The sequence below is a fragment of the Syntrophomonas wolfei subsp. methylbutyratica genome (genome assembly GCF_001570625.1).
Classification (GTDB): Bacteria; Bacillota; Syntrophomonadia; order Syntrophomonadales; family Syntrophomonadaceae; genus Syntrophomonas; species Syntrophomonas methylbutyratica.
Window position 1 is genome coordinate 58,041 of sequence record NZ_BBQT01000020.1, and the last position, 7,865, is coordinate 65,905.

6 protein-coding genes and 1 pseudogene are annotated in these 7,865 nt (G+C 44.7%); 2 read left to right on the plus strand and 5 right to left on the minus strand.

Annotated elements, in window-relative coordinates:
• Positions 1-150 precede the first annotated feature (150 nt).
• The 5 genes and pseudogenes from ppsA to AWB54_RS12620 form a co-directional block, all read right to left on the minus strand.
• A complete protein-coding gene (ppsA, locus tag AWB54_RS12600; protein WP_061214952.1) occupies positions 151-2,805 on the minus strand; it encodes a phosphoenolpyruvate synthase in 2,655 nt (884 codons plus the stop codon).
• Between the two features lie 270 nt (positions 2,806-3,075).
• Positions 3,076-3,845 (minus strand): annotated as a pseudogene (locus AWB54_RS12605) (ABC transporter permease).
• Positions 3,845-4,606 (minus strand): ABC transporter ATP-binding protein, encoded by a 762-nt coding sequence (locus tag AWB54_RS12610; protein WP_061214953.1) that lies wholly within the window; start codon positions 4,604-4,606, stop codon positions 3,845-3,847. Before AWB54_RS12610 ends, AWB54_RS12605 begins: the two are co-directional and overlap by 1 nt.
• A complete protein-coding gene (locus AWB54_RS12615; RefSeq protein ID WP_061214954.1) occupies positions 4,603-4,974 on the minus strand; it encodes a DUF1048 domain-containing protein in 372 nt (123 codons plus the stop codon). Before AWB54_RS12615 ends, AWB54_RS12610 begins: the two co-directional genes overlap by 4 nt.
• Positions 4,967-5,281, minus strand: a complete 315-nt coding sequence (locus tag AWB54_RS12620; RefSeq protein WP_394326497.1) for a PadR family transcriptional regulator — start codon at positions 5,279-5,281, stop codon at positions 4,967-4,969. The genes AWB54_RS12615 and AWB54_RS12620 overlap by 8 nt, the downstream gene beginning before the upstream one ends.
• Positions 5,282-5,902: 621 nt before the next feature.
• Between AWB54_RS12620 and AWB54_RS12625 the strand changes: the two genes are divergently transcribed.
• The gene (locus tag AWB54_RS12625) at positions 5,903-6,628 is read left to right on the plus strand and encodes a class I SAM-dependent methyltransferase (RefSeq protein ID WP_082736211.1); all 726 of its coding nucleotides are present in this window, start codon (positions 5,903-5,905) and stop codon (positions 6,626-6,628) included.
• Between the two features lie 679 nt (positions 6,629-7,307).
• Positions 7,308-7,586: a DUF6431 domain-containing protein gene (locus AWB54_RS16735; RefSeq protein WP_368664474.1), complete on the plus strand. Its 279-nt coding sequence runs from the start codon at positions 7,308-7,310 to the stop codon at positions 7,584-7,586.
• The last annotated feature ends 279 nt before the right edge of the window (positions 7,587-7,865 follow it).

Consider the following 7,865-nt stretch of genomic DNA (forward strand, 5'->3'; position numbering starts at 1 on the left):
CTTATTCTGCTCTTACTAACTTTCATCTCCCAGGAAATATTGGGCAAAATAATCACGCCTAAAAGCAATCCTGAAAGTAACGAAGATTGACTGGTTGGAGAAGCGGGATATGCAATTTGGAGGGAGGCAACATCTTCCCTATTATACCTTTCATAGGATTTCTACATAGCCTTCTGTTCCATGTACGCGAATTCTCTGTCCGTCTTTTATCAGTTTGGTGGCATTATCCACTCCGGCCACTGCTGGTAAGCCATATTCGCGGGCAATAACTGCTCCGTGGGTATTAAGTCCGCCAACTTCGGTTACTAATCCTTTTATGGATACAAACAATGGTGTCCAGCCAGGGTCAGTAAAAGAGGTGACTAATATATCTCCGTCTTCCCAAACCGCATCTTCCATGTTTAAGATGACACGCGCCCGTCCCTCTATTACTCCGGATGAAACAGGCAGACCTGCAATAGCTTCCGCGGGGAGATTTTCTCGCTTGTACTCACCGGTAATGATTTCACCATCAGAGGTGATAACCCGCGGGGGAATTAGTTTTTCATATAATTTGTAATCGTCTTTCCTAAGGCTTATGATCTGATAATCCAGTTTATTGGTGCGTACGACTTCGCGAAGTTCTTCAAAGGTGAGATAGTATATATCTTCTTTGTCATGAATAACGCCCGCTTGAACCAGTTGTTCGGCTTCTTTCAGTAAAGCCTGCTTATAAACGAAGTAGCGATTAATCATGCCGTATTTTGGATATTCACGATAACCGATGAAATTTCGCATTAGGCTGATCATTCGTTTTGTCTCATAGGCTTTTTGTTCACCATCCGGTAATTGCTTCAATCGTTCTATTATCTCTTGTTCTTTTTTCAATGCTTCCTGACGCCCTTGCGCAAATATCCGCTGGCTGGCATTAGGGGCAAAGTTTTTGATGTTGCTGAGAATAATGGGGATAAGCGCAATTGGTTTCTCGCTCCAACGAGTTTTAGTAATATCGATTTCTCCGGCGCATCGCATTCCGTATTTGTTGAGATAAGCATAGATAGCGTCTAGGGTAACTTGCCCGCCGTCAAGCTTAACCAGTTTATCCAAAAAGTTATCATCATTTACCTGTTGTAAGTAATCAATTACTTCCGGATAAGGACGAATCACATCCGCGACATTGAGTAGCGCCAGGCCCATTGCCGATGTAATATTGTTGGGTGCGGATTGAGAAAGCGTGTCGGCTACGTTTTTTTCACCCAACCACTCCTTCATTTTTTCATTGATCCATGACGAAGCATTCATAGTAGTTATAATCACACCCATATTTTGTGGGTCAAATATAATCTTCTTTAATCGCTGGATATCTTCCAGGATAAAATCAAATAAATCCGCTCCTGATTTCGTTTGGATGTTTTGTTTCAGCTCTTCTATCGAGGTCTGACTGCTCTTGACCAAATCAGCAACGATGGTCGGATTGTTTTCGAATTGGCCCAGAAAATCCCAAGACATACCTGCCTTGCTTTTAATGGAACCCTGTTCTTTCTTGCCCTTTGGCAGCGATTTTTTGAAATCGCCTCGCTCTACTATGGTCATGAGTGCGTCTTTTATGCGCGGATCGTGTTGTCCCATGGTATCTAATAAATTTTTTCTGCTGTCAGGTGAAGCCAGCATAGGGGTAACATCAACAAACAACCTTCCGCCAGCTTTAAACCGGGGGCCATAAGATGTTAACTGGAATAGCGACATTCCCAATGGTTTTATGGGGTCAGTCATCATTTGCTGGTGGCCGACAGATACATAAACGTGATTTTCTTGATCATTCGCTTCAGGGATGGGGTATAAAGTAGTGATGGGCCGGCTCTGGACAATAAATAGGGTCAGGGGACACGCCTCCCCAGGAGGAATGTCCCATTTTGATGTATCATCAGCCAAACACCATTCGATGTCCTGGGGGCAGCCGAAATGTGCTTCGATCTTTCTTCCCAGGCCTTCAAGCTGCAAAATATGCTCATCCGTCAGCACTTGCCTGTTCTGCTGCTCAGGCGGGGTCTCCTGCTCTTTCGTACCGCCATCTTTCAAAGCATAAATAGCCAGTTTCTTGGCGGATATTTTTTTATCGATAACCTTGCCGTTACGCACTTTATAGATATCGGCATTCACCAGACCGGAGACCAGGGCCTCGCCAAGTCCGAAGCTGGCATCAATGGATAACACCTTCCTATTAGAAGTGACGGGATCGGCAGTAAACATAATTCCTGCCGCCTGCGGGAAAACCATCTTCTGAATAACCACAGACAGGTAGACTTTACAGTGGTCAAAGTTGTTTTGCAGGCGATAAATTACCGCCCTCTCGGTAAACAGCGAGGCCCAGCACTTGCTGATATGCTTTAGGATTGCCTCCTTACCGATAATGTTCAAATACGTGTCCTGCTGACCGGCAAAGGATACCGTTGGTAAATCCTCTGCAGTTGCGCTGGATCGTACGGCATAGGCATTTTTTTCTCCAAGCCGGGAGAGGTGGCGGGCGATCTCTTCCCTAATGTCTTCAGGGATAGCCATTCCTTCGATAACCCTGCGAATCTCACCGCCAAGTTCACCGATTTTATCCCGGTCTTCCACCTTAAGAAGCGATAACTGATCAAGTAATTCATTAATCGATGATGTCTCCCCAATGATTCGTTTAAAGGCTTCCGTAGAAATACAAAAGCCATCCGGTACGTGTATTCCTTTAATCCTGAAAAGTTCCCCCAAGTTCGCGCCTTTGCCCCCAACAACCATGCGTTTTGTTTTGTCAATATCCTGAAAAGCAAGTATATAGGTGCTCATACGTTTCCCTCCTCTATATAGCATTAACGTGCCATTGCATTATAGCAACAGTAAATGGGAACAAACAGTCTATATTTACAATTTTTTAGATGTTATAATTGAAATGGAAGAAATGAATTTTCAAAGAAAACCGGTCAATCACTTGCTGGACGTATCTTACCCGTGTTTTGTTGCCGCATACCGTAAATAATTTCCATTAGTATTCGCCCACTCTACCATCCCTTTACTTGATGTTTTTGTTAGTCACTACTATTTTAACGCCTGCAAACCTTAAGCCGCTTTCCGTTTATATGCCTGCATCGCAAACAGATATGCTGAGATCATTATACCTAAGCACCACGCAAGTGCAATCCAGATGTCATTACCCACCGGTTGATTAGACAATAACGCACGGATCGCGTCTACGATTGAGGTTACCGGTTGGTTCTCGGCAAAGGCGCGAACTACCGGCGGCATCGATCGGTCGGTACAAACGCCGAACTGATAAATGGCAGGAAGATAATCGGATAGGAAAAGGCGTATGCACCGTCTACCGATTTGGCCGACAGTCCGGCAATCGCCGCGATCCAGGTTAAGGCCAGCGTAAACAACGCCAGTATACCAGCCACGGCAAGCCATGACAATATCCCTGCCGATGGGCGGAAGCCCATAATCAGCGCTACGAGAATGATGACGACAACCGAAATCGCGTTGGATACCAGCGAGGTCAGCACATGCCCCCACAGCACGGCCGAACGCGCAATCGGCATGGAATGGAAACGCTCAAAGATGCCGCTTTGCTTATCCATAAACAGACGGAAAGCCGTATAGGCGATGCCGCTTGCAATCGCAATCAGCAGGATGCCGGGCAGCAGGTAATTCACATAGTTGTCCGTGCCGGTTTGAATGGCGCCGCCGAACACATAAACGAACAACAGCATAAATGCGATTGGCATGATGGTGACTGTGATAATGGTGTCCATACTGCGGGAAATATGGCACAGGGAACGACCAAGCATCACGCCCATATCGCCGAAAAAGTGTTTATTTGCCGATTCCATCATTTTTCCTCCTTCTTGCCAACGATTGCGAGAAATATTTCCTCCAAGCTGGGCTGTTTTTCAATGTACTCAACCTTTGCGGGCGGGAACAGCTTTTTCAGTTCCGCGAGTGTGCCGCTCGCAATAATTATACCCTTATGCAGAATGGCAATTCGATCTGCAAGCTGTTCGGCTTCCTCCAGATACTGCGTGGTCAGAAAAACCGTCGTGCCACCCCCGGCAAGCTCTCTGACAACCTTCCAAACCTCAATGCGTGCCTCGGGGTCAAGTCCGGTGGTCGGCTCATCAAGGAAAATGAGCTGCGGTTTTCCGATAAGGCTCATGGCAATGTCGAGCCTGCGCCGCATGCCGCCCGAATAGGTGGAAACCCTGCGGTCGGCGGCATCAATCAGGCCGAAGCGGTTCAGTAGATCTTCCGCGATCTGACGCGGATTTTTAAGATGCCGCAGCCTGGCGATCATAATGAGATTTTCCCGCCCGGTCAAGATCTCGTCCACGGCGGCAAACTGCCCGGTCAGGCTGATCGACAGCCGTACCTGGTCGGGCTTTGACGAGACGTCAAAGCCGTTTACGGTGGCGGCTCCGCTGTCCTGTTTGAGCAGCGTGGTGAGGATTTTGACAATCGTCGTCTTGCCCGCGCCGTTGGAGCCGAGCAGGGCGAAAATACTGCCTTTTTCCACCTCAAAATCCACGCTCTTTAGAACATGAATTTTCTTGTAGGACTTTTGCAGCCTTTTCACTTGAACTGCGATGTCTTTCATTTGGAATCGTTTTCCTTTCCAAGTTTTTTTAGTATGTCGCGGTTGAGCGCTTCGCGCCAGTCTTCCGTGTATGTCCTGGCGCTGCGCAGAAGCTCGTCGCAGAACGCGGCCACGTCCTCGCCGGTAATCTCCAAAACATGCTTGCCGTCTGCCGCGCCGGCCTCGAACAGTTCTATTAGGCCAGAATGGATCTCCATCATGTCATAGCCGGAGCCCGCCGCGAACATCCACATATGCCCCTGGATTTTCTTAAATACGTATTGGTAGTCTTTCGGCAGAGCCTCCACCCTTGCCATCTGTTGCCGGTACTCGCGCTTGCTCTCAGTCATTTTTTTGATATTGAAGTAATTATCGAAAAACTCAGACATTGGATTCCTCCTCCTTCAATTGGTTAATTTTCGACGCGACAAATTCCCATTTTTCCCAGAACTTCTGCAGTTCGTCACGCCCCGCGTTGTTAAGCGTGAAAAACTTTCGTGGCGGCCCCATGTCAGAGGGCTTTTTTTCTATGTCCACGAGTTTATTCTTCTCAAGCCGCACCAAAATAGTGTACACCGTTCCCTCCACAACATCTGCGAAGCCGAGAGCGTTCAATTGCCGCGTAATTTCGTAGCCGTAGGTTTCTTTGCGGCTTATTATTTCAAGGACGCAGCCCTCAAGCACGCCTTTGAGCATTTCTGTTAGGTTTTCCAGCACAATCACCCCTTGCTATTCTGTATGACTGATATTCAGTATTGCTAACTACTGCTATATAGTAATACGTAATAGTTGGTTTGTCAATAGCATTTGTTCTGAAACTGATGGCTGTTTTGCAACCGCTGTTGGATTTATGGCGGGGACTGAACCGGATGCTTCAAGCCTATACCGGCGGTCTTAAATATACCGGGGGTTATGGGCCTTATTAAGGATGGGCAGAACGTGGTAGTAGACGGGGATGAAGGCAACATCCTGCCATTTATGGATCAATAATTAATCGCTGTAGCAATCTTCTATTTATTCTAAGTGTCAGCAGGAGTTATGCAGCTCGTTTTTACCCCGTTGAGAAAACAGTCTACATTCTTCTCTATACTTTCATCTATTGATATTAAATCCGGGTGGTTCACCCATAGAAGTGCCGTAAGAAAGTGGCTGAATTCCAGTCCACCTACAATCATTTTACATTAATTATCATTGGGTGCAAGGATAATATAATTATTGCCGTCATTCATTTAAGCGGGGAGTATACCCTCAACCTGGCGGCTGGCTAAATAGGCTGTCGGAGGGAAAAGCGCGATAATCATCAAGGAGGTTTTATCGTTGAATAAAGATATTCAGCTTTGGGAAACACGTGAGATTGCTGCTAAATACTTGTCAGGGGTTCGAGGGGCAATTCCTTTAGCAGCCGAACAAATCGAAGTTATGCTTATGCTTGTTAAAGGCGCAAAAATTAATGTTAATAGTTTTTTAGATATAGGTTGTGGTGATGGTGTTTTGGCTGCCGCAATCCTTGAACACTTTCCTAACGCCAAAACGGTATTATTGGATATTTCTGAACCCATGATTGAGTCGGCAAAAGAAAAATTAAGCATTTATAATAACACGGACTTTATAGTTTGTGATTATGGTAGAAAAGATTGGTTAAATAGAGTTAGTAATAGTACCCCCTTTGACCTTATAGTGTCAGGGTTTTCAATTCATCATCAACCAGATGTTCGAAAACATGAATTATACGAAGAATTTTTTAATATGCTGAATGTTAATGGGCTTTTTATAAATATCGAGCAGGTACTGTCTCCAACAAAATGGATTGAATCCATATTTGATGAGTTATTTATAGATTCCCTATATAAAATGCATCTCAAACAGGGAAATAGTATTTCGCGGGACGAAGTAGCTGAGTTTTGGTTTAATCGCCCGGATATTAACGATAACATACTTGCTTTAGTTGAAACCCAATGTCAATGGTTACGCCAAATCGGATATCGTGATGTTGATTGCTATTTTAAAATACTTGAGTTAGCTGTTTTTGGGGGGAGAAAATAGAGGCACTATACTGGCTGAACTTTAAGCAGATCAGATTAATACTATGTTGATTATTATCACGGCAGAATAGTGAAATTAATATAGTTTATTTAACCATGCCCGAATTCCGGATGAGTTTCTGAAAGCTGTTCAAATTTGATGAAACCAGCAAGATGCTCTTCCCTCACCGGCTGCATATTCCGCAATATCATGAAATTTCAACCCCATTTCAGTTCTCAAGTATGCCTGAACCATTATTTAATACCTTGTGGTATGCTGTTCTGGAAAAAGCAAATTCTTATCTATTATCTATTCTTATCTATCGCAAGACCCCGCAATCAAATAAACTCAATAGTTGAGTGGGAATAGAAAAATCACGAGGCGGAGAATGTACGATGTAATTGTAATAGGCGCGGGACCAACCGGAAAAAGTACCCGAATAACCCTTTCAGCCTTGGGAGAAAAGAGGGAGCACAGATCCCTTTTCACACTGTAGGAATTCTCTTTAGGGTTTTCGCAGGGGAAGCATAGATGGTTGAGCGATTTATATCCAAATCAAAAGCGAGAAATAATATGACAAGAAAACCGTCCGAGACCACTGAAAAAGTATCATAAATATCATCCTGAGGAGCTGCAGGCGACGAAGGATCTCTTTTGGAAGTCCGTAATATTGGGACTTTAGCTAACGAGATTCTTCGCTATCGCTCAGAATGACACGCAAAAGAGCACTTTTTCAGCAGTCTCGAACCGTCCCCGCGTCATGGTAATAATCATACGCTACAAGTGTGATTCTTGCGGGCATACTCATGCTCTGCTCCCGGAATTTCTCATCCCTTACCGCTCCTACAGCCTCCTTTCCATACTCGCAGTATTAAAAGACTATTGCCTGACCATCGAAAAAATCAGTGAAAAATACGGTATTGCAGCTTCCACAATATATACCTGGAAGGCGCTGTTTTTAAAGAACAAAAAGATATAGCTTGGCCTGCTGGAAGATTTCTGCATAACCGCTGCGGATTATCTTAATACCGATATACTTCGGGATTTCAAGCTGCTCATGAACCAGAAGTTTGACTCCATGGACTGCTTTGCCCTTATCATGGTAGGACAATTATCTCAGAAGTCAGATAATTGTCCATATCCCAGCAATTATTTTATCCTCAATATAATAGTCAAAGCATAGAAAAACCAATAGTTTCTATGAAAATTTCTCGGATAATTTCTGATATAAAATCTATAATACTCCTGGACATCAACC

Excerpts from the sequence above, each read along its gene's own strand:
- ppsA (WP_061214952.1), bottom strand. The coding sequence starts at position 2,805 with ATGAGCACCTATATACTTGCTTTTCAGGATATTGACAAAACAAAACGC.
- AWB54_RS12620 (WP_394326497.1), bottom strand. The coding sequence starts at position 5,281 with ATGCTCAAAGGCGTGCTTGAGGGCTGCGTCCTTGAAATAATAAGCCGC.
- AWB54_RS12615 (WP_061214954.1), bottom strand. The coding sequence starts at position 4,974 with ATGTCTGAGTTTTTCGATAATTACTTCAATATCAAAAAAATGACTGAG.
- AWB54_RS12610 (WP_061214953.1), bottom strand. The coding sequence starts at position 4,606 with ATGAAAGACATCGCAGTTCAAGTGAAAAGGCTGCAAAAGTCCTACAAG.